Genomic DNA, 20914 nt, shown 5'->3' on the forward strand with positions numbered 1-20914 from the left:
GAAAGGAAACTAAAGTCATTAATATTAATCCTGATGCGGGTCATGAAATACTGGAAAAGTGTCCGGTATTAAAAGAGTATGGACAATTTATAGATATGATACGCAAATATCAAGAAACAGGTGACGAAGATGCATACGAACATGCAATCAAAGAATGTATCCAGAAAGGAATACTTGCGGACTATCTGACAAAACGTGGAAGTGAGGTAGTGAATATGCTGGTGGCGGAGTACGATTATAAAATGGATATGGAAGTGCAAAGGGAAGAGGCATTTGAGGAAGGGGAAAAACTGGGTCGACTGGAAGGTCAGGATGATGGAAAAATGATGAAACTTGTTCATCAAGTTGTAAAAAAGATTCAAAAAGGAATCTCGGAAGAACAGACAGCAGAGATGCTGGAGGAAGCGTTTGATACGATTCATAGAATCTATGACATGGCTGGTGAGTTTGCACCGGAATATGATGTGGAACGGATATATGAAAGGTTGAAACAGTCTTTTTGAGGTTCGCAGGTTGTAATATGTAGCCAGGAGGTGCGGGGCATCTCCTGTGTTGGATTGGGTTAAAAGTGTTTGTCACACCATTTCCCTAATAAGCTGATCAGTGTATAAAGAAACATCGCCATAATACAGAGAAGGACGATGCTCATCAGAAGCCAATCCATTTTAAATACCTGACTGGAATAGATGATCAAGTACCCAAGTCCGTTTCTTGCGGCCAAGAATTCTCCGATGATGACGCCTACCAGGCACAGACCGATATTGACTTTCATGTTGCTTATGATCGCGGGAATCGAACTGGGAATGACTACCTTTAGAAGGGCCTGCATGCGTGTTCCCTGTAGCGTATAGATCAGCTTGATCTTGCCTGGATCTACGGTGGTGAAGCTGGTGTACAGGCTCAGGATGCTTCCGAAGATCGCGACAGACATTCCGGCTACGATGATGGTCGTCTTTGTGGCACCCAGCCATACGATCAGAAGCGGCGCCAGGGCTGATTTCGGGAGGCTGTTCAGAACCACCAGATATGGATCCAGGATCTCGGAAAGCTTCGGACTGAACCACAGGGCAACTGCCACCAGGATTCCGATGGCAGTCACGAGCAGGAAGCTTAAGATTGTCTCATACAGTGTAATTCCGGTATGGAGGAAGATGCTGTGATCCAGAACCATTCCCCAGAAGCATAAGGCGATCTTGGAGGGACTGCTGAAGATGAAGGAATCAATGATTCCGACATTGGCTGTAAATTCCCAGACGAAAAGGAAGCTAAGGAGGATCAGTATGCGTGAGATCCGGACGATTCGCAGGTGTTTGCGATGCTGCTGCAGATAGGCCTGTTGTCCCTGTGATAACTCATTCATGCGTGTTCAGCTCCTTCCATATGAGGTTAAAATACGTCTTAAATTCTGGTGCATTTCGTCGGTTCAGCGGTGTATCTTCTTCCAGCTGAAAGATTAATGGAATTGTCTGTCTGATGGTTGCAGGACGACCGGATAATACGATGACCCGGTCAGCCAGAGAGATAGCTTCGGACAGATCATGCGTCACAAGGAGTGCGGATTTCTGTTCGTGACGGATAATCTGACCGATATCATCTCCGACATTCAGGCGGGTCTGATAGTCCAGTGCAGAAAATGGTTCGTCAAGAAGAAGAAGATCGGGTTCCAGAACCAGAGTACGGATCAGTGCAGCTCTTTGCCGCATGCCGCCGGATAGTTCAGAAGGCCTGGAATTGCGAAACTGGCCAAGACCATAGATGTCCAGAAGTTCCTGCGCCCGTTCACGGGTCCTTGCAGTCAGCATATGCTGTACTTCCAGCCCCAGAAGAACATTGTTGTAGATGGTTCTCCATTCAAAAAGCTCATCATGCTGCAGCATATAGCCGATATTCGTAGTACTTTCGCGCAGATATCTGCCGTTCACTTTGATCAGTCCCTTTTCCGGTTCGAGAAGTCCGGCAATCAGCGAGAGGAGTGTAGATTTTCCGCACCCGGAAGGTCCTACGATCGCAACGAATTCTCCCTTGTTCAATGCAAATGAAATGTCGATAAGTGCCGGTGTCTCGCCTTCCAGGTTGTGATATGCGTAATGAATATGCTTTAATTCTAATACTTGTTCCATAGGAACCTCCTGCCCCATCTGATATACTATCATATGCGAAAGTCCGGGATAAGTGCGGATTATGCTTGCCAGAAAAGAAAGAAAAGACTATAATTCATAAGTAAAAATATCAGAAATAGATGGTATATGAGAAAGGTAAGGAGAAAGCGGAGATGACGGGAAAGATCAATTATCAGAGAGAACTGGATCAGCAGATCGAGTATCTGCAAAAGGAAGGACGGGTGCCGACTCTTTTGCTGCACAGCTGCTGTGCACCATGCAGCAGTTATGTGCTGGAATACTTAAGTCAGTATTTTCGGATCACTGTGTTTTATTACAATCCCAACATCTACCCGGAAAGTGAATATACAAAAAGGATCCAGGAACAGCAGACTTTGATTGAGGAGATGCCATGGAAGCATCCGGTATCTTTTCTGGCGGGAAGGTATGAAAAGGAACGATTTTACGAGATGGCGAAAGGCATGGAAGAAGTGAAAGAAGGCGGCGCGAGATGCTTTCGCTGTTATGAGCTCCGGCTTCGGGAAACTGCACGGATTGCCAGAGAAGGTGAATTTGATTACTTTACGACGACACTCAGTATCAGTCCGCTTAAGAATGCTGCAAAGTTGAATGAGATAGGCAAAAATCTGGCAGAGGAATATGGAGTGGAATATCTGTTTTCAGACTTTAAAAAAAGGAATGGATATAAGCGTTCTATTGAATTGTCCGAAAAGTATGGTTTATACCGTCAGGATTACTGTGGATGTGAGTTTTCTCTGGAAGAACGAAGAAAACAGAAAGCACTTTTGTCTGGTAAATCGTAAAAATCCCATATTTATATTTGCTTTTGCCTGAAAATATGATAAAATCGTAAACAGCAATTTCATACGAAAGGAAGAACATCCATATGGCACAGTTATGGGGCGGTCGTTTTACAAAGGAAACAGACCAGTTAGTATATAATTTTAATGCATCCATTATGTTTGACAAGCGATTCTATGCACAGGATATTAAGGGAAGTATCGCGCATGTAACGATGCTTGCGAAGCAGAATATTCTGACAGAGGAAGAAAAGAAGCAGATCATTGACGGACTGAATGGAATCTTAAATGATGTAGAGGAAGGAAAACTGGAGATTTCTGATAAATATGAAGATATTCACAGTTTTGTAGAGGCAACACTGATTGACAGAATCGGAGAACCTGGAAAGAAACTGCATACCGGAAGAAGTCGTAATGACCAGGTGGCACTGGATATGAAGCTGTATACCAGAGATGAGATCGGAGAGATCAACGAATTGGTGAAGGGGCTTTTGCAGGCTATTCTTCATGTAATGGAAGAAAATACAGAGACAATCATGCCTGGATTTACACATCTTCAGAAAGCACAGCCAATCACGCTGGCACATCATATGGGTGCATATTTTGAAATGTTTAAGAGGGACCATGAGAGACTTCTTGACATTATGAAGCGCATGAATACTTGTCCGCTTGGATCAGGCGCTCTGGCCGGAACAACTTATCCGCTGGATCGGCAGTATACTGCAGAGCTGCTTGGATTTGAAGGCCCGACACTGAACAGCATGGATGGTGTATCGGACAGGGATTATCTGATTGAATTATTGTCGGCACTTTCTATGATCATGATGCATTTGAGCAGATTTTCCGAGGAAGTGATCATCTGGAATTCGAATGAGTATCAGTTTGTAGAGATCGATGATGCTTACAGTACCGGAAGCAGCATCATGCCGCAGAAGAAGAATCCGGATATCGCAGAACTGGTTCGAGGGAAGACAGGACGCGTTTATGGAGCACTGAATGCGCTTCTTACTACGATGAAGGGAATTCCGCTTGCATACAACAAGGATATGCAGGAAGACAAAGAGTGGGCATTCGATGCAATTGATACAGCCAAGGGATGTATTATGCTGTTTACAGGAATGCTCAGAACCATGCAGTTCAATAAGGATCGCATGAAAGACAGTGCAAGACATGGGTTTACCAATGCGACGGATGCGGCAGACTATCTGGTGAATCACGGAGTGGCATTCCGTGATGCTCATGGAATCGTAGGACAGCTGGTGCTGACTTGTATCGAGAAAAAGATCGCGCTGGATGAACTGCCTCTTGAGGAATACAAAAAAATATCTCCGGCATTTGAAGAAGATATCTATGAGGCGATCAGCCTGGAGACATGTGTGAATAAACGTGTGACTACAGGAGCGCCGGGAATGGAGTCCATGAATCGGGTAATTACAATGTACCAGGAGTACATGAAAGCATACTAAGCGGTGAATACACCCGTTTCCGTCACGCAGACGGGAGCAGAAGAATACAAGAGAAAGAAGAGGGATGAAGAAAATGGAAAAGAAACTGAGAGTAGGTATTTTAGGAGCAACAGGTATGGTAGGACAGAGGTTTATCGCGCTGCTTGAGAACCATCCGTGGTTTGAGGTAGTGACGGTAGCTGCAAGCCCGCGTTCTGCCGGAAAGACATATGAAGAGGCAGTCGGCGGACGCTGGAAGATGACTACACCGATGCCGGAAGGTGTAAAGAACCTGGTTGTTTTAAATGTAAATGAAGTAGAGAAGGTTGCTGAGACGGTTGACTTTGTATTCAGCGCTGTTGATATGACAAAAGATGAGATCAGAGCAATTGAAGAAGCATATGCGAAGACAGAAACACCGGTCGTATCCAATAACAGTGCACACCGCTGGACACCGGATGTTCCGATGGTAATTCCTGAAATCAATATTGAACATTTTGGTCTGATCGAGACACAGAAAAAACGTCTGGGAACGACCCGTGGATTTATCGCAGTTAAACCGAACTGCTCAATTCAGAGCTATACGCCTTGCCTTGCAGCATGGAGAGAATTTGGACCAAAAGAAGTGGTTGCAACGACTTATCAGGCAATCTCCGGTGCCGGAAAGACTTTCAAAGACTGGCCGGAGATGGTGGAAAATATCATCCCATATATCGGTGGCGAGGAAGAAAAGAGTGAGCAGGAGCCGCTTCGTGTTCTTGGAACATTAGAGGATGGTCAGATCACACTTGCAAAAGAGCCTAAGATTACATGCCAGTGTCTGCGTGTACCGGTATTAAACGGACATACAGCGGCTGTTTTCATTAACTTTGAGAAAAAGCCGACAAAAGAACAGCTGATCGAAAAATTAGTGAATTTCAAGGGCTTCCCGCAGGAGGCAGAACTTCCAAGTGCTCCAAAACAGTTCATTCAGTATCTGGAAGAAGACAACCGTCCACAGGTAAAAGCGGACGTAGATTATGAAAGAGGAATGGGTGTATCAATCGGACGTCTGAGAGAAGACAGCATCTATGATTACAAATTCATCGGACTGTCTCACAATACCGTTCGTGGAGCAGCAGGCGGAGCAGTGCTGTGTGCAGAGTCTCTGACTGCCAAGGGATATATTCAGGCAAAATAATATTATAAAAGGGGATTGTTGTTCTGCAACAATCCTTATTTATTGTGTACAGATTCCCCATATTCTTTCTTTTATTTCCTATCTTCAGGTGGTAAAATAAAAGAAAGTGTAATAGCAATAAGGCGAGGTGCAGGGATATGAATAAAGAGATATTAAACTATACGCAAAACCGCGAATTATCCTGGCTCAGGTTCGATCACAGAGTTCTTGAGGAAGCGCAGGATCCGGAAGTCCCTCTTCTTGAGAGAATGAAGTTTGTCGCAATATTTACCAGTAATCTGGATGAATTCTTTATGATTCGTGTCGGAAGTCTGTTCGATATGGTACAGATGGATGCGACCAGTATTGACAGCCGTTCCGGCATGACGCCGAAAGAGCAGCTGGAGAAGATCTATGAGGCAGTGGCGCCATTATACAAAGAGCGTGACAAGACTTATGCAGAGATTAAGAAACAGCTGCATCCATACGGAATCTGCGGTCTTGATTTTAAAGAACTGGAGCAGTCAGAGAAAAAGTATGTAAAGAAATATTTTAAAGAACAGGTGCTGCCGATTCTGTCACCGCAGATTGTGGATGCCAATCACCCATTTCCACATCTTTTGAATAAGGCGATCTATGTGACGGCGAATCTGAAGCATAAGGACAGTGAAAAAGGCAAGACAACGCTTGGAATCGTACCGGTTCCACAGTTCGTGTCCGACATTCTGATGCTTCCGGGACATGACATCCGCTATATCCGTATGGAAAAGGTCATCATGGAACATCTGAACCTTGTTTTTGATCAATATGAAGTATCGGATGCCAATTATATCTGTGTGACGAGAAATGCAGATGTAGCACCGGATGATGAAGCACTTGAGATCAATGACGATTTTCGTCACCTGATGAAAGAGACTCTGCATAAGCGCCGGAAAATGGCGGTGGTGCGCCTTGAGATTGCAGAAAAGCTGAACAGCGATATGGAGAAATATTTCTGTGAGAAATTCAATATTCTCCCGGCGCAGATCTTCCGTACCAAGATGCCGATGAAGCTGGATTACATATTCTCGATTGCAGGAAATCTTCCGGATTCCATGAAGCGTTCTCTGACATATGTGCCGTTTTCACCGCAGAATTCTGCGCATGTGCAGGATGGCAATATGATGAAGCAGGTGAAGAAAAAAGACATTCTGTTGTTCTACCCATTTGAAAGTATGAATCCATTCCTGAAGCTGATTAAAGATGCATCCACGGACCCGAATGTCATGACGATCAAGATCACGATCTATCGTCTGGCGAAGAAAGCAAGGCTTGTGGAGTATCTGTGTGCGGCGGCAGAGAATGGAAAAGAAGTTACGGTATTGATTGAGCTTCGCGCCAGATTTGATGAGCAGAATAATATTGACTGGTCAGAACGGCTGGAAGATGCCGGATGCCGGGTGATCTATGGATTTGAGGGCTATAAAGTTCATTCTAAGATCTGTCTGATCACGTATCGTAACCGCAATGATATTCAGTATATTACACAGATCGGAACAGGTAATTACAACGAGAAGACAGCGGCGATGTATACAGATCTGTCGCTGATGACGGCCAACCAGGCGATCGGACGGGATGCGGCAGAGTTCTTTAAGAACATGTCAATCGGCAATCTGAACGGTACATATAACCATCTGATCGTGTCACCGACCAGTCTGAAAAAGCAGGTGCTTTATCTGATGGATGAGGAGATCAAAAAGGAAAAAGACGGAAGAATCATCATGAAGATGAATTCCCTCACAGACGTTGATTTTATCAGGAAAGTATCGGAAGCATCCCAGGCGGGAGTAAAAGTAGACTTGATTGTCAGAGGAATCTGCTGTATACTACCGGGAGTACCGGGATACACGGAAAATGTCAGAATTATGAGTGTGGTTGGAAGATATCTTGAACATCCGCGTATCTTCAGTTTCGGAACAGGATCGGATCAGAAGATCTATATCGGTTCTGCGGATATGATGACAAGAAATACGGAAAAGCGGGTAGAAGTTGCATGCCCGATCATGGATGACAGTATTCGTAAGCAGATCAATCATTATCTGAAAGTAATGCTGAGTGATAATGTAAAAGCAAGAGTCATGCTAAGTGACGGTACATATAAAAAGAGGGAGAATACGCAGCCTCCGGTCGATTCCCAGGCGGTATTCATGGATGAAGCAATTCATGCAAGGCGTGAGGAACCAGAGCAGAAGAAGAAAATGGGTGACTGGCTGAAGATATTCTTCCACAGATAGGAGTAAGATATATTATATGGGGAAATCACTATACATTGCTGAGAAACCCAGTGTGGCACAGGAATTCGCCAAAGCACTGAACATGAAGACAAGAAGACAGGATGGATACCTGGAATCGGAGGATGCAATCGTAACCTGGTGTGTCGGACATCTGGTGACGATGAGTTATCCGGAGGCGTATGATCCGGCGCTTAAGAAGTGGAGTTTGGAAACGCTGCCTTTTCTGCCGGAGGAATTCAAGTATGAAGTGATTCCGGCAGTCAGTAAACAATTCAAGATTGTATCAGGACTACTCAACCGGAACGATGTGGAGACAATCTATGTCTGTACAGACTCCGGAAGAGAAGGAGAGTATATTTATCGTCTGGTGGAACAGCAGGCGGGAGTACATGGAAAAAAAAGAAGGAGAGTCTGGATCGACTCACAGACAGAGGAAGAGATTCTTCGTGGGATCCGGGAGGCAAAGGATCTGAAAGAGTATGATAATCTGGCCTCCTCTGCCTATCTTCGTGCGAAAGAAGATTATCTGATGGGAATTAATTTTTCCCGTCTTCTGACTCTGAAATATGGAAACAGCATTTCCACTTATCTACACACTCGCTATTCCGTGATCTCCGTGGGAAGAGTAATGACCTGCGTTCTTGGAATGGTGGTAAGAAGGGAACGGGAGATCCGGGACTTTGTGGAAACTCCGTTTTACAGAGTGGTCAGCTCGATTGGAGATCCGGGACAGACTTTTGAAGGAGAGTGGCGTGCGGTTAAGGGATCCCGCTGGTTTGAATCATTTGATCTTTATAAGGAAAATGGATTCAAAGAGAGAAAGAAAGCACAGGAACTGATTGCATACCTGAGTGAGGAATTACCGGTTCGATGTCAGATCGCTTCAATCGAAAAAAAGAAAGAAAAGAAGAATCCGCCTCTCCTGTTTAATCTGGCAGAGCTGCAGAATGAGTGCTCGAAACGCTTTAAGATCAGCCCGGACGAGACACTTCGGATCGTGCAGGAACTGTATGAAAAAAAGCTGGTGACATATCCCAGAACAGATGCCAGAGTGCTGTCAACGGCAGTCGCAAAGGAGATATATAAGAATCTGAATGGTCTGATGAAGTATGAACCTGTTGTGGAATATCTTCAGGATATTGTACAGTTTGGAAGTCATAAGGGGCTGGAAAAAACCAGATACGTCAATGACAAACAGATTACAGATCATTATGCAATCATACCGACAGGTCAGGGAATGAATGCTCTTTCAGGCTTGTCCCGCCTGTCCGGACAGGTGTATGATGTGATTGTGCGTCGCTTTTTAAGTATCTTTTATCCTCCGGCAGTTTATCAGAAAGTTGCAATCATGACAAAGATCCGGGAGGAATCATTTTTCTCAAGTTTTAAAGTGCTGGCAGAGGAAGGATATCTGAAGGTTGCAGGGATTCCGGGACAGAAAAAAAGCGGAGGTATTGTAAGGGATTCAGCAAAAGGCGCAGAAGAAGACACTGATGATACAGGTGGAAAAGATACAGATGCCGCATTCTTTCAAAAGATACAGACACTTAAGAAGGGGATGGTTCTGGAAGTGCAGTCACTGGAGATCAAGGAGGGAAAAACATCGCCTCCGAAGCGTTATAATTCCGGATCTCTGATCCTTGCCATGGAGAATGCCGGACAGCTGATTGAAGATGAAGAACTGCGTGCACAGATCAAGGGAAGCGGCATCGGTACCAGCGCTACCAGAGGAGAGATTCTGAAAAAGCTTTTTAACAACAAGTATCTGGCACTGAATAAGAAGACACAGATCGTGACGCCTACAATGCAGGGAGAGATGATCTATGACGTGGTGGATCATTCAATCAAATCTCTGCTGAATCCGGAACTTACTGCGAGCTGGGAAAAGGGGCTTACTTATGTGGCAGATGGCGATATTAGCCCGGAAGAGTATATGCAGAAACTGGATCAGTTTATTGTAAGCAGAACCCAGGGAGTCAAAGGGCTGAATAATCAGTATCAGCTTCAGGCCTGTTATGATAAAGTGGCTAAATATTATAAAAAACGTACATAATATGCGTGTGAAAGGAGTAATTAAAAGACATGAAAGGATTAACAGTAACAGAACTTTATACGCTGGATGAAACAATCGCCAGAGAGATCTTTGACAGTGTGACTTATCCGTGGGAAGTACTTCCAAAGATCGGTAATTTTATCCTGGAACTTGGAAAGACACTTCCGGAGGATGAGTATGACCGGATCGGAGAGGATGTATGGATTGCGAAATCTGCCAGAGTATTTGAGTCTGCATACATACATGGGCCGGCGATCATTGGGAAAAACGCAGAAGTCAGACACTGTGCATTTATCCGTGGCAATGCGATTGTAGGAGAGGGAGCCGTTGTAGGTAATTCCACTGAGCTTAAAAATGTGATTCTCTTTAATAAAGTGCAGGTCCCGCACTACAATTATGTTGGTGATTCGATCCTTGGCTATAAGGCACATATGGGTGCCGGTTCTATCACTTCCAATGTGAAATCCGATAAAAAACTGGTTGTGGTTAAGACGTCGGAGGGAAATATTGAGACGGGAATCAAAAAATTTGGTGCCATGATTGGTGATGAAGTAGAGGTTGGCTGCGGTACAGTGTTGAATCCGGGAAGTGTTGTGGGAAGTCATTCCAATATCTATCCACTTTCCAGTGTCAGAGGTTATGTACCTGCAAACAGCATTTATAAAAGACAAGGTGAAGTTGTGGAAAAATACTAGGAAAACACAGAAAGGAACAAATGACGTGAAACAGATTGGTTTTATAGGGGTTGGAATCATGGGAAAATCCATGGTTAGGAACCTGATGAAAGCAGGATATGAGCTTCATATCTATGCCCGTACAAAAGCGAAAGTTGAGGATGTGATCAGTGAAGGGGCAATTTTTCATGATAGTATCGCTGAGTGTGTGAAGGATCGTGAAGCAGTGATCACGATTGTAGGGTTCCCGCAGGATGTAGAAGAGGTTTATTTTGAACAGGGGAATATCCTCGATAGTGCGTCGTCCGGATCATATCTGATTGATATGACGACCACAAGTCCAATGCTGGCTGAGAAGATTGCAGGAGAAGGAAAGAAGAGAGGATTCCATGTCTTGGATGCACCGGTTACAGGAGGAGATACCGGGGCGAAAGCCGGAACTCTGTCCATTCTTGTTGGTGGGGAAAAAGAAGATTATGAAGCATGTGTGCCTCTTTTTGAAGCGATGGGAACGAATATTAATTATCAGGGCAAGTCCGGATGTGGACAACATGCAAAGCTTGCGAATCAGATTATGATTGCCGGAACCCTGTCAGGTGTATGTGAAGCTCTGACCTATGCGAAAGCAAAAGGCCTGGATCTGAATACCGTTTTGAATTCAGTATCGACAGGCGCTGCCGGAAGTAAGCAGCTGGATGCATTTGGTCCGAAGATTCTTGCCGGAGATTATGCACCCGGATTCTTTATGAAGCATTTTATCAAAGACATGACGATTGCACTCACAGAGGCAAACAGAAGTAATCTGAGCCTAGATGTATTAAGTCAGGTGCTCGCGAATTATGAACTTCTGCAGGCAGAAGGATATGGCGATCTCGGAACACAGGCTCTGATCAAGTATTATGAAGAAGAACTTCCCGAGTAACACATGAAGAATAGTAATTGAAAGGAGATATAGATATGCTGGATGATAAGTATGTAACATTTGAAATTGAAAAGGCAAAGCATATTGCGTTGGTTGCCCATGATGGAAAGAAAAAGGAACTGGTTGACTGGTGTGATAAGAATAAGGACATTCTGAAAAGCCATTTTCTGTGTGGAACCGGGACAACTGCACGTCTGATCGCTGAGAAGACAGGACTTCCGGTCAAAGGCTACAATAGTGGTCCGCTTGGCGGAGATCAGCAGATCGGTGCAAAGATCGTGGAGGGGAATATTGATTTTATGATCTTTTTGTGGGATCCATTGGAAGCACAGCCGCATGATCCGGATGTAAAGGCACTGCTTCGTATTGCGGTTCTGTATGATATTCCGGTTGCGAATAATCTGGCGACAGCAGATTTTATGCTGAATTCCAGATATATGGATGAACCATACAGCAGAAGAGTTGAGAATTTTAATAAAACAATTCAGGACAGAGTTGAGAAAATGAAATAAAAGAACCAAAATGAATCATAGATGCCGTGATCTGTGCAGAAAATATCTGCCGGTGGACGGCATCTTTCTGGTATATATTGACATTATTCATATTATGTGGTATCCTTATGGAACAATACTTTACCGCTTTAAAGCGCAACGGTTTAAAGCGGTAGGAAAGACAAAGGAAAGTTGAGGGTATTATTTTATGGGTGTCAAATTACTGTTGTTGGTCGTGTTTTTTGCAATTATGGTAACGGTAGGACTTTATTCAAGGAAGCATGCAACGAGTGTTGACGGATATGTATTAGGGGGACGTTCTGTCGGACCGTGGCTAACTGCTTTTGCTTATGGTACTTCGTATTTTTCTGCTGTTGTGTTTGTGGGATATGCCGGACAGTTCGGATGGAAATATGGTCTGGCTTCTGCCTGGATCGGTCTTGGAAATGCATTTATCGGAAGCCTTCTTGCCTGGGTTGTACTGGGAAGACGTACCAAGGTCATGACGCAGCATCTGAATTCTAAGACAATGCCGGATTATTTTGGTGAGAGATATGGAAGCAAAGCACTGAAGATTGCAGCTTCTGCAATTGTGTTTATCTTCCTCGTGCCATATACAGCGTCTGTTTATAACGGTCTTTCCAGACTGTTCGGTATGGCTTTCAATATCCCATACAAATATTGTGTTATCGTAATGGCTATCTTTACAGGTATCTATGTAATCCTTGGCGGATACATGGCTACAGCAATCAATGATTTTATTCAGGGAATTATCATGCTGGTTGGTATCGTAGCCGTTATTCTGTCCGTACTGAATGGACAGGGTGGATTTATTCAGGCAATTAAAACGATGGCTGAAATTCCAAGTGACATTCCTGTTACGATGGGACAGCCGGGAGCATTTACTTCCTTCTTCGGTCCGGATCCTCTGAATCTTCTTGGAGTTGTAATCCTGACCTCTCTTGGTACATGGGGACTTCCGCAGATGGTTGGAAAGTTCTATGCAATTAAAGATGAGAAGTCTATTAATACCGGTACAGTTGTATCTACGTTTTTTGCAATTATTATTTCCGGCGGATGCTATTTCCTGGGTGGTTTCGGAAGATTGTTTGATAATCCGCAGCTTTATGATGAAGCCGGCAATGTAATCTATGATGGTGTGATTCCATATATGCTGTCTACGCTTCCGGATATTCTGATCGGTATCGTTGTGGTACTGGTATTATCCGCATCCATGTCAACACTTGCATCTCTGGTTCTGACTTCCAGCTCTACGCTGACACTGGATTTCCTGAAAGACAATGTGATGAAGGATATGAGTGAAAAGAAGCAGGTTCGTACCATGCAGGTACTGGTTGTTTTCTTCATTGTATTATCCGTTGTAATTGCGATGGATCCTCCGACCTTCATTGCACAGTTGATGGGTATTTCCTGGGGTGCACTTGCGGGAGCTTTCCTTGCTCCGTTTATGTATGGACTGTACTGGAAGGGTGTGACAAAAGCGGCCGTATGGGCAAGTTTTGCAACGGGTGTGGGAATTACAGTATCCAATATGTTCCTTCACTATATCGCATCTCCGATTAATGCCGGTGCGATTGCTATGATCGCCGGTCTGATTGTGGTGCCTGTTGTAAGTTTTGTAACGCCAAAGCTTCAGAAAGAGCGGGTAGACGATATCTTTGCCTGCTATGATGAAAAGGTAACGATCACGAAAAAACGTTCTCTGGCACAGGATTAGAGTATAGTTGAGAAGAGAATAAAATACATCAAGGGAAGTGATTAAATTTATCACTTCCCTTTTCTGTGTACATATGTTAGGATAAGGAAGTATTAAAAATGAACAATTAAATTGATGATTATTATCCGATATGGACGATGGATTTATGATCAAAATGGAATAGAAGGAGAGGTTGTCAGTTATGATAAATTATCAGAAATATGAAAGAACTTATTTTATGCCGCCGGAAGTGACTTATGACTGGGCAAAGAAAGAGTATATTGATCATCCGCCGATCTGGTGCAGTGTTGACCTGCGTGATGGAAATCAGGCATTGATCGAGCCTATGAGTCTGGATGAAAAACTGGAATTCTTCCAGATGCTGGTGGATATTGGATTTAAGGAGATTGAAGTTGGATTCCCGGCTGCATCCGAGACAGAGTATCAGTTCATGAGAACTCTGATTGAGAAGAATATGATTCCGGATGATGTAACGGTTCAGGTGCTTACACAGGCAAGAGAGCATATTATTAAGAAGACATTTGAAGCGGTCAAAGGTGCTCCGCATGCAGTCATTCACCTGTATAATTCAACCTCTGTAGCACAGAGGGAGCAGGTGTTCAGAAAGAGCAAAGAAGAAGTGAAGCAGCTTGCCGTAGACGGTGCAAAACTGCTCCTTCAGCTGGCAAGTGAGACGGAAGGTAACTTTACATTCCAGTACAGCCCGGAGAGTTTCCCGGGAACAGAAGTGGATTATGCGGTTGAGGTATGTAATGCAGTTCTGGATGTATGGAAACCGACTGCGGAGAATAAGGCAATCATCAATATTCCGACTACTGTGGAAAATGCAATGCCACATGTATTTGCGTGTCAGTTGGAATACGTAAATAAGCATTTGAATTACAGAGACAATGTCATCCTGTGCTTACACCCGCACAATGACAGAGGATGCGGTGTGGCTACGGCAGAGCTTGGAGTTCTTGCAGGAGCGGACCGTATTGAAGGAACACTGTTCGGTAATGGTGAGCGTACCGGTAACGTGGATATTGTAACTATGGGGATGAATATGTATTCTCACGGAGTGGATCCGGGACTGGATTTTTCAGATATGCAGAAAATCCGGGAAACCTACGAGCGCCTGACCAGAATGCGTGTATATGAGCGTCAGCCATATGCCGGAGATCTGGTATTTACGGCATTTTCCGGTTCTCATCAGGATGCCATCGCCAAAGGAATGGCATGGAGAGAGGAAAAGAGCTGCGATACCTGGACGGTTCCATATCTTCCGATTGATCCGCAGGATGTGGGAAGAAGATACGATTCTGATGTAATCCGTATCAACAGTCAGTCCGGAAAGGGCGGCGTAAGCTATATCCTGAAGCAGAGTCATGGCATTAACCTTCCGCAGAAGATGAGAGAAGAAGTTGGTTACATGGTAAAAGATGTATCTGATAAGGCACATAAGGAACTGACTCCGGAGTGGGTATACCAGATTTTTGCCGATCACTACATCAACACCAAAACCATTTTCCATATTGATGAGTGTCATTTTAAGCAGGTGGATGGAATCACTGCAGAAGTAACCATTAATCACGGAGGTGAGAATAAGGTTATTACGTCCAACGGAAATGGCAGACTGGATGCAGTAAGCAATGCGATTAAGCAGTACTTTAACATCAGCTATGAACTGACTTTCTATGAGGAGCATTCTTTGACAAAAGGATCTTCTTCCAAGGCTGTTGCATATGTTGGAATCATATGCAAGGGCAAGACCTTCTGGGGGGTAGGAATTGATCCTGATATTATCCGGGCATCCATTGAAGCTTTAATTGTAGCCGTTAATAAAGTTGATGAGCTTGGCAATGCCAATGTATGTACGGATGCAAGAATGATTGAAATCATGAACTACGTACAGGCAAATTATATCGACATCACACTGGATGACCTGGCAGAAAAATTCTATTTGTCTAAGCCGTACATTTCAAAGTATATCAAAGAAAAGTCTGGTATGACATTTGGAGAACTGGTAAAGAAGATTCGTATGAAAAAGGCAAAAGCACTTCTGAAGAGCAGTAATATGACGGTAGAAAATATTGCACTGTCTGTAGGCTATCAGAATGTAGAGCACTTTAACCGGCTGTTTAAGAAAGCTTATAATATGACACCGATGCAGTTCCGGAATCAGAAATAAAAAATAGTATCCAGAGAAGCTGCTGAATATGCGGGAGAAGATCCTGACAATTTCAGCGGCTTCTTTTTATATATTTTTGTAAGAATATGTACTTCAGTCTATAGAGTATGCTATAATATTAACAAAGAAAATGTCATAAGGAGGCTATACCAATGATTATCAGTGCAAAATATCTCATGACAGGAGATGGAAAAACAGTTTTAGAAGATAAGGCGGTTGTAACCGGATCAGATGGAAAGATCCGTAAAATTGGTTCCAAGGAGGAACTGATAAAAGAATATCCGGAGGAAGAAGTAAAGGAATATGGGGATGCAACGATTCTCCCGGGATTGTGTGACATGCATGCACACCTGGGATATTGGTATTCACAGCCTGACAGCTTTAATTATGGACCGCAGCTGATCATGCTCTACGCGCTCCAGCATGCTCAGGCGGCATTTGAGCGGGGAATTACTTCTGTAAGAGATATGTCTTCGGCACATGGAGTATGTAAGAATCTGAAGCTGGCTGCAGAAAAGGGATTTATTACGATTCCAAAGATTACACATACGGACACTGGAATCTGTATGACCGGTGGACATGCCTGGGAGGAAGTGGAGCAGGTAGACGGCCCGTGGGAAGTGAGAAAAGAGATTCGAAAACAGGTGCGTGATGGTGCAGAGTGGGTAAAAGTGCTTACCACACATCGTTCCCATATACCGGAGCTTACACAGGAAGAATTGGATGCAGCAGTAGATGAATGTCACAGAAGAGGAATTAAGTGTGGAGTACATGCAGGAACGAATCCTGGAATTCAGATGTGCATTGATGCAGGTTTTGATACGATTGAACATGCTACATTCATGACGCTGGATCATGCGAAGCAGATGGCTGAAAAAGGAATCGCCTGGACACCGACGATTATGGCATATACATTGTTGTATGATATCTGCAAAGAAAAGATGGAAAACCATGCGGGTGCACCGGTAAATGACCCGGTTATGCAGAAAGAGATTAAGGATTATCAGTATTTTGAGCCTGCGTACAAGGCTTATAGAGACAATTTTAAAGCATTTTATGATACCGGTGTTACAGTGATTGCAGGAACGGATATGGTTATGTATCAGTCACCGCTTCTGCCTTTGCCTAGGGAACTGCAGTATATGGTAGAGTATGGTATTACACCGGTACAGGCAATCCAGACGGCAACTTCTAATCCTGCAAAGGTTCTGGGAGTAGAAGATCAGAGAGGTATGATCAAAGAAGGGCTGGATGCAGATATTCTTGTTGTGGGTGGCAATCTCAGTGAGGACATTACCCGTCTGAATGATGTGAAACTGGTGACGATGGATGGAAAGAGAGTCTTTGAGGATGGAATCCGATATGTAGGTACCAGTAATATGTTTATGTAGGTTTTCAGTGTAACAATATGGTCTTCACAGAGCGGAGGATTTTTCATAAAACTCCGCTCTTTTGTTTAGATTGTTTATTAAAGAAAAGTCTGGGGGAAAAACATTGAAAAAACGATTAACGGCGGATCGCATCTATTATCTTATCACGGGAGTTATCATACAGGTTGCGCTGATAATCCCATGGATTCCTTTGGGAGGAAACTTCCATAACACCTATGGATATCTGACGAGGCTTCGCAGAGCGGAGGATATGAATGTACTTGTAAAAGTAGATATGTCGGCAATGGGAGTCGACTGGGTGGAATGGAATGATATCCAGTCAGTCACAATTGCCTTCCTGGTTATGCTGATTTTGATGGCTGTGATACAGCTTCTGGGTCTGATTAGCCTTTTTCGAATATTGTTGGGAAGAAACAGTGCTTTTCTTCCGGTTGTGAGTCTGGTGGTCAGTTGTCTGGGATTACTAATGTCTGTGGAAGGACCTTCGCTTTATATGGATAATGCCTATTTTAAGGTGTATCCGGTTGGAATTATGTTCTTGCTGTGTATCTATCTGGTTGGCGGGCGCATGCTGGACTCGTGGACGGATGCATCGGACGAGATGCAGCGGATCAGGGAACGGGATCGCCTGGCAAAGAAGGAGAGAAAAGAGCGGCTTGTGTTTGAGGGGAAATATTCTCCGCTGTTTTACCGGGTGATCTGGAAGAATTTTAAGAGTAACTGGGAGACTTACAGGGTATTTATTCTGGTAGCAACGATCTCAATCAGCGTTGTCTTTGCCGGTGTTGGAATCCGGGAGATGCTGTCCGGAATGCGGAGTGTGGAAAATCTGGCGATGGGACAGGGACTTGGCACAGTTTTGATGAATTTCCTGATTGTGGCAATTGTGATTGCAGTTTTTCTGGTTGTTTCTGTGCTGATATTTTATTTGAGACATCATGTCAGCAGCTATGCTTTGTTTCAGAATCTGGGGATCCGAAGCAGAACATTATACTTGTTTATTGGGGCAGAATTATTAACCTGTATTGTATTTTCGCTGCTTGGTGGATATCTGTTTGGAAATATCGTCCTGTTTCTTTGTCGTAGTCTGATTACAGGAGGATTGGAAGGGAAGGTTGTCCTTGAGCATGTCACCGTCAAAAGCTATCTGCTGACATTTCTGATAAGCTTTTTACTGTTTCTGATCTCAGCTATGGCAACGCATGATATTTACATTGAAATGGGAGGCTCATCTTCCAGATATAAAGCAGTACAGAAAGAAAAGATGTCGGGAAAATGGAGCCCCTGTTTTCTGATTGCGGGAGTTGGTCTGCTGTTTTATTCTATCTATGGTTTTTCGCAAAGAGAACATGCAGAAAAAATTGGGGATATCGTGTTGTTTCTGTTTGGATTGTATCTGTCTCTGCGTCACGGAGGGAACCTGTATCTTTGTATGCAAAAGAAAAAGATCCCGGTATATTATAGAAATCTGTTAAAGAATAATTACTTTTATCACTATTTTAAGACGGCTTACAGGTATCTGTATTTGATTACATTGCTGCATATCTGCGTGCTGTTTATCTTTTCCAGAGAAGCAGCGTCCTCTCTGATTGCAGAAAAACCAGAGACAATGTTTCCTTATGACTATGTATGTATGGCGACCGATGATGACCGGGAATTATTTAAGGAGTTAGAGAATAATAATCTTGCAGATGTCATGACATATCCGATGGTCCGGGTCACTAATGCCGATAATTCAACCGATATCAATGGAACGATGGAATCTATCATGCCGCAGGGACAGCATATCGGGATCTCAGAATCTACATATCAGGAATTGTGTGCTCAAATTGGACGTAAAGCGAAGGATCTGAATCTTGCGGAGGATGGAAGTGAAATATATATCATCTTTCAGGAAGATAAAAGTGTGAAAGCACATCCGATTGATTATTTTTCCGGGAAAAAGACTCCTTATCTGCATATCGGACAGCCGGTGGTATCTTATGATTATCTTCACCGTGCAGACATATTTCCGCCCAGAACAATTGTTGGAATGGAGAGAAGGATACTGATTGGAAATCTGCGGCAGGGAGAATATGAAGATATTGTGGTATTTTCTGATGCGTATTTTGAGCAGATACAGGAATTATGGAAGACGACGAACTACCGGAATGGGGAGAAGATTGCACAGGAGGAAGGCGTAGAAGGCGATAATATCCATCACTGGCCGGATCGTCTGGTCCTGATCCATGCATCCGATGGGAGAAAATCAGAAATTGAAGAAAAACTGAGGGTATTTGAAGCAAATCATCAGTTTGATCTTGAGTTTGACAGTGTGGTTCAGGCCTGGTATTCGAAAGACCAGCTGGCAGACCAGCTGAAGGCGGAAAGGTTCATGAATATTGCTGTCAGCTTTTTCATAATGACTCTTATGGCAGTTGTAACGCTGGTGCTTTTGTATATGAAAGCAGAATCGGAGATGAGAGAAAAGATTCGTCAGCAGGAATTTCTGCAGAATATGGGAATGAGAGAAAAGGAACGCTTACATATGATTCGACGGGAAGTTTACGTTTATTTCTGGATTCCGATGGCGGTTGCGGCGGTCTCAGTCATGGTGTTTACCGGAATCATGTGGAGAAACAGGGGATATACACCAGAAGATATCATGGCATATCTGAAAGTGCTGGCAGTGACAGGGCTGTTCTATGTCGGAATACAGTTGCTGGGAATTCAGGGCATCAGTCGTTATATTATAAAAAAGGTGGAGAGAAATTATGGGAACAGTCATTAGAACAGAACAGTTATATCGTAATTATTCCAAAACAGGAAGTAGGAAAGAGCATCCGGATGATATCCGTGTACTGAGAGGTATTGATTTGTCGGTGGAAGAAGGAGAATTTGTGGGGATTATGGGGAAGTCCGGATGCGGAAAGACGACCCTGATTAAAGTACTGGGACTGATTGATGTGCCAACAAAGGGAAAGCTGTATTTCAAGGAAAAGGACACGGAATTCCTCTGGAAGGATGAGTTGGCAGATATCAGAAGAAGAGAGATCGGTTTCGTTTTTCAGGACTTTTATCTGATGGACAGTCTGTCTGTAAAAGAGAATATCATGCTTCCCATGATACTGGATAAAGCGGAAGCAGATCAGTGTACAGAATGCGCGATGAAGCTTTCCGGGCAGTTTGGGCTGACACATCTTCTGGATAAGAATCCGTATGAATTGTCAGGAGGAGAGAAGCAGAGAGTTGCAATCTGCCGGGCACTTATTAATAACCCGGATGTGATCGTTGCAGATGAGCCAACCGGGAATCTGGATTCCAAGTCCGGAAAAATCGTAGTAGATGAATTTATACAGATCAACGAAGAGATGAAAAAGACGATCATCATGGTCACACACGATCCGCAGATGGCAAGCAAATGCAAAAGAATCCTGTTTTTGAAAGATGGAGTGATACTGGAGGATTTGAAACGCACCGGCGACAGCGAAGAATTTTATCAGGAAATTCTGAAACGGATGGCTTCATTGTAATTTACCATTTCCACAAGAACGCCTCGACGCTAAGTCGCTTACCTCGGCTTATCTTGTGGAAATGGTATGGTCAGGGCTGCCACTACATGATCAACAACCTTTTTATATAAACATTACACTTCAGCGCGAAGTTGCTTACCGTAGCTTTTTTGTGGGAATAAAATGT

16 protein-coding genes and 2 pseudogenes are annotated in these 20914 nt (G+C 43.7%); 15 read left to right on the plus strand and 3 right to left on the minus strand.

From position 1 onward, the window contains the following. Positions 1-503 (plus strand): annotated as a pseudogene (locus tag JQM82_RS07765) (hypothetical protein); the annotation flags it as partial. A gap of 59 nt (positions 504-562) precedes the next feature. On the opposite strand, the gene JQM82_RS07770 reads toward JQM82_RS07765, so the two are convergent. Together JQM82_RS07770 and JQM82_RS07775 are read right to left on the minus strand one after the other, a co-directional pair. Then, the gene (locus JQM82_RS07770; protein WP_235249527.1) at positions 563-1360 is read right to left on the minus strand and encodes an ABC transporter permease; all 798 of its coding nucleotides are present in this window, start codon (positions 1358-1360) and stop codon (positions 563-565) included. Next, positions 1353-2153, minus strand: coding sequence for an ABC transporter ATP-binding protein (locus tag JQM82_RS07775; RefSeq protein ID WP_420370605.1), 801 nt, complete (start codon positions 2151-2153; stop codon positions 1353-1355). The genes JQM82_RS07770 and JQM82_RS07775 overlap by 8 nt, the downstream gene beginning before the upstream one ends. A gap of 119 nt (positions 2154-2272) precedes the next feature. Between JQM82_RS07775 and JQM82_RS07780 the strand changes: the two genes are divergently transcribed. The 5 genes from JQM82_RS07780 (at position 2273) to JQM82_RS07800 (ending at position 9850) form a co-directional block, all read left to right on the plus strand. After that, positions 2273-2923 (plus strand): epoxyqueuosine reductase QueH, encoded by a 651-nt coding sequence (locus tag JQM82_RS07780; protein ID WP_235249529.1) that lies wholly within the window; start codon positions 2273-2275, stop codon positions 2921-2923. An 83-nt stretch (positions 2924-3006) separates the two neighbouring features. Then, positions 3007-4386, plus strand: coding sequence for an argininosuccinate lyase (gene argH / locus JQM82_RS07785; protein WP_235249530.1), 1380 nt, complete (start codon positions 3007-3009; stop codon positions 4384-4386). A 73-nt stretch (positions 4387-4459) separates the two neighbouring features. After that, the gene (asd, locus tag JQM82_RS07790; protein WP_235249532.1) at positions 4460-5545 is read left to right on the plus strand and encodes an aspartate-semialdehyde dehydrogenase; all 1086 of its coding nucleotides are present in this window, start codon (positions 4460-4462) and stop codon (positions 5543-5545) included. A gap of 137 nt (positions 5546-5682) precedes the next feature. Then, a complete protein-coding gene (ppk1, locus tag JQM82_RS07795; protein WP_235249533.1) occupies positions 5683-7797 on the plus strand; it encodes a polyphosphate kinase 1 in 2115 nt (704 codons plus the stop codon). 16 nt (positions 7798-7813) lie between these two features. Further along, positions 7814-9850 (plus strand): DNA topoisomerase, encoded by a 2037-nt coding sequence (locus JQM82_RS07800; protein ID WP_235249534.1) that lies wholly within the window; start codon positions 7814-7816, stop codon positions 9848-9850. On the opposite strand, the pseudogene JQM82_RS16625 reads toward JQM82_RS07800, so the two are convergent. Further along, positions 9776-9976, minus strand: a pseudogene (locus JQM82_RS16625) (hypothetical protein); the annotation flags it as partial. The gene JQM82_RS07800 and the pseudogene JQM82_RS16625 overlap by 75 nt on opposite strands. On the opposite strand from JQM82_RS16625, the gene JQM82_RS07805 reads away from it, so the two are divergent. From JQM82_RS07805 to JQM82_RS07845, 9 genes are all read left to right on the plus strand, one after another. Next, positions 9880-10545 carry a UDP-N-acetylglucosamine pyrophosphorylase gene (locus tag JQM82_RS07805; protein ID WP_235249535.1) on the plus strand — a complete coding sequence of 222 codons (666 nt, stop codon included), beginning with the start codon at positions 9880-9882 and terminating at the stop codon, positions 10543-10545. The pseudogene JQM82_RS16625 and the gene JQM82_RS07805 overlap by 97 nt on opposite strands. 25 nt (positions 10546-10570) lie before the next feature. Then, positions 10571-11446: an NAD(P)-dependent oxidoreductase gene (locus JQM82_RS07810; protein ID WP_235249536.1), complete on the plus strand. Its 876-nt coding sequence runs from the start codon at positions 10571-10573 to the stop codon at positions 11444-11446. Positions 11447-11481: 35 nt separating this feature from the next. Continuing rightward, positions 11482-11958 (plus strand): methylglyoxal synthase, encoded by a 477-nt coding sequence (locus JQM82_RS07815; protein WP_235249537.1) that lies wholly within the window; start codon positions 11482-11484, stop codon positions 11956-11958. Positions 11959-11968: 10 nt separating this feature from the next. Further along, complete coding sequence (locus JQM82_RS07820; protein WP_235249538.1) at positions 11969-12133, plus strand: hypothetical protein; 165 nt, start codon at positions 11969-11971, stop codon at positions 12131-12133. 12 nt (positions 12134-12145) lie between these two features. After that, a complete protein-coding gene (locus JQM82_RS07825) occupies positions 12146-13675 on the plus strand; it encodes a sodium:solute symporter family protein (RefSeq protein ID WP_235249539.1) in 1530 nt (509 codons plus the stop codon). A 181-nt stretch (positions 13676-13856) separates the two neighbouring features. After that, positions 13857-15845, plus strand: coding sequence for a 2-isopropylmalate synthase (locus JQM82_RS07830; RefSeq protein WP_235249540.1), 1989 nt, complete (start codon positions 13857-13859; stop codon positions 15843-15845). Positions 15846-15997: 152 nt separating this feature from the next. Beyond that, positions 15998-17236, plus strand: a complete 1239-nt coding sequence (locus tag JQM82_RS07835) for an amidohydrolase family protein (protein WP_235249541.1) — start codon at positions 15998-16000, stop codon at positions 17234-17236. A 103-nt stretch (positions 17237-17339) separates the two neighbouring features. After that, positions 17340-20006 (plus strand): ABC transporter permease, encoded by a 2667-nt coding sequence (locus JQM82_RS07840; RefSeq protein ID WP_235249543.1) that lies wholly within the window; start codon positions 17340-17342, stop codon positions 20004-20006. Beyond that, on the plus strand, positions 19990-20748 hold the full coding sequence (locus JQM82_RS07845; RefSeq protein ID WP_235249544.1) for an ABC transporter ATP-binding protein: 759 nt from the start codon (positions 19990-19992) through the stop codon (positions 20746-20748). The genes JQM82_RS07840 and JQM82_RS07845 overlap by 17 nt, the downstream gene beginning before the upstream one ends. Positions 20749-20914 lie beyond the last annotated feature (166 nt).

The organism is Faecalicatena contorta (genome assembly GCF_021531995.1).
Lineage (GTDB): Bacteria > Bacillota > Clostridia > Lachnospirales > Lachnospiraceae > Dorea_A > Dorea_A contorta_A.